Raw genomic sequence first — 2,157 nt, forward strand, 5'->3', positions numbered from 1 at the left:
GGTCGCTGACATCGATCTCCGAAAGCGGGATCTCGATGACGTTCATGCCGCGACCTCGTTTTGACGATGTGCAGCCGTCCGCAGCGCGGTAGGCGTTCTGTCGACAGTCATCGAAACCGGAGACCCATCGGAATGATACCGCTCAGGCCAAATTTTCTCGGGCGCCATCGCGAGAGCCTTTGCGATCTCACGCTCGATCGGCGCGGAATAGCCCGGTCGGCCGATCGCGTTGCTGACCGCGCGCTCATTGCGGCCGATCAGGATCGAAAATGCCGCCAGCGACCCGTGGCGAACGCGAAGCGCCGCCTTGATGTCCTCGGGATGCATCCCCTTGGGCTTTTGTGCCATACTAGCTCCCCTTAATCCGGGGCGGCCCCAACCGCCCCTTTTTCACCCACCGTCGCCGTGACTTTTCACGGCAACCCGTCTTCGTGAGGTGTTATCGTGAGAATACGTAATATCGGATTATTATCAAGTGATAATTCGGTTTGTCGGTTGTTGATTGTGGATATTCTGTGGATAACCGCGACATGATATTGATTTAAATACGAAAACATGCCCAAAAAATCCGAACTTCCGAATTTGTCGGAACGCGCATCAAACCGACAAATCGAATCAACTGTGATTCGGCTTCGGGAAGCCGTAAAGAAAACTGGCACTCAGAAAGACGTCGCGGCGCGAGCGGGCATTCCTGCGAGCTCGTTGACTGACTACCTCTCGGGCACAGAGTTGAAGCTCTCGGTGGCAGCAAAGCTCGCGGATGTTTGCGGAGTCAGTCTTGGGTGGCTGGTTTCTGGCGGCGAAGACGCGACTACGGCCGCATATGACGGACTGACTGACATCGATACCGCCCTTGGCTTGGGCGGAGAGGCTGTCGAGATACGCAATTACGACGTTTATTTGTCAGCTGGCGGCGGCGCAGATGGAAATCAGACGCCAACGTCGGAATTAATCACATTCCCGAAGAAAATGTTGCCGCCGTCCGTGCTCTCTAATCTTAAAGATGTTGTCACTGTTACTGTGCGCGGCGACAGCATGCAGCCAATAATAGAGGAAGGCGACCGGATTATTCTCAGGACAGACGTTGACTCTATTCGAAGCGGCTCAATCTATGCCATCCGCATAGATAACAGCCTCCTGGTCAAACGCCTGCACCTCAAGACCAACGGCAACGTCGAGGTGGTGAGCGATAACCCCGCCTACTCCCCCGAAGAGCTGGACGCCGCCCAGATCCGCCAGATGATCTCCGACGGCGGCTCCCCCACCAAAATCATAGGCCGCGTCGTCTGGCGCATGGGCGAGATGTGAACGATGAAATTCTGCATCCAACTGGCGTTAATTGGATTGATGACTAGCAGTATCGTTGTGCTCAATAGATCTTCCGCAGATACGATTAGCTATTCTGGTATCATTACAAATAAAAATAAATCATACGTTGATCAGGCTAGGTTTTATCTAGGTCACTGCTACAAATGGTCGTCAAGTAGCTGCCATTCAGAGCAGGATAGATTCATTAGGCAATACGTAAATGCCTTAGCTGGTGACTATAAGGCTCAAAAAGACGTCATATTTGAATTTCTTCTACCTGACGGGGATGACGGCCCCGTCAATACTAACCAAGTTCAGGCCTGCGCATGGAGCCAGGTCGTTTCCGCCAGCGGTTCGCCCTACATCACCTCTTGGGATCAGTCAGCGATGATCGCTGACTGTCATGGGCTTCGTCCGGCCGATCTCGCAGCTTCAGAAGCCAGGGCGCACGCCATTGCTCGCATCATAACAACTGAGCACGTTAAGCCAGTGGCCGTGCCTCAGATCGAGTATGATCCAGCAAGGGGGAAGAACGAGACTGAAGACGACCAGTAAGAACGCTCTAAGACCGCCCCAAACACACTCTCGTGGGCCGCTCTCCACTGTTCCATATCTTGTGTCCCGGCAGCCGTTTTTTCGGATTTTGTTCCAAACATGGCGAGACGGCTGAGCGGCTTGTGGAAAACTATCTTGCGCGCGAGCAACACGCGGCGGACGGCCAAATTTTGTCCCGTCACATCCCGGACGATCCCAGATAATCCCGGTTATCTACCGTCCAGAACCATATGTCCTCCGTCACTGATCCGCTTCATCTGGCTCCCAGACAGCAAAAACACATCGCTCAAAGAC

At 53.7% G+C, this 2,157-nt stretch carries 3 protein-coding genes; 2 read left to right on the forward strand and 1 reads right to left on the reverse strand.

The genetic code is table 11. The features are described 5' to 3' along the window. Nucleotides 1-42: 42 nt before the first annotated feature. On the reverse strand, nucleotides 43-348 hold the full coding sequence (locus HK28_RS13270; RefSeq protein ID WP_086645013.1) for a helix-turn-helix domain-containing protein: 306 nt from the start codon (nucleotides 346-348) through the stop codon (nucleotides 43-45). Between the two features lie 273 nt (nucleotides 349-621). On the opposite strand from HK28_RS13270, the gene HK28_RS13275 reads away from it, so the two are divergent. Together HK28_RS13275 and HK28_RS13280 are read left to right on the forward strand one after the other, a co-directional pair. After that, nucleotides 622-1,308 (forward strand): S24 family peptidase, encoded by a 687-nt coding sequence (locus HK28_RS13275; protein WP_158093479.1) that lies wholly within the window; start codon nucleotides 622-624, stop codon nucleotides 1,306-1,308. A gap of 3 nt (nucleotides 1,309-1,311) precedes the next feature. Further along, complete coding sequence (locus HK28_RS13280) at nucleotides 1,312-1,863, forward strand: hypothetical protein (protein ID WP_086645015.1); 552 nt, start codon at nucleotides 1,312-1,314, stop codon at nucleotides 1,861-1,863. Nucleotides 1,864-2,157: the final 294 nt, after the last annotated feature.

Origin of the sequence: Acetobacter sp. DsW_063 (genome assembly GCF_002153745.1) — a bacterium.
Taxonomy (GTDB): domain Bacteria; phylum Pseudomonadota; class Alphaproteobacteria; order Acetobacterales; family Acetobacteraceae; genus Acetobacter.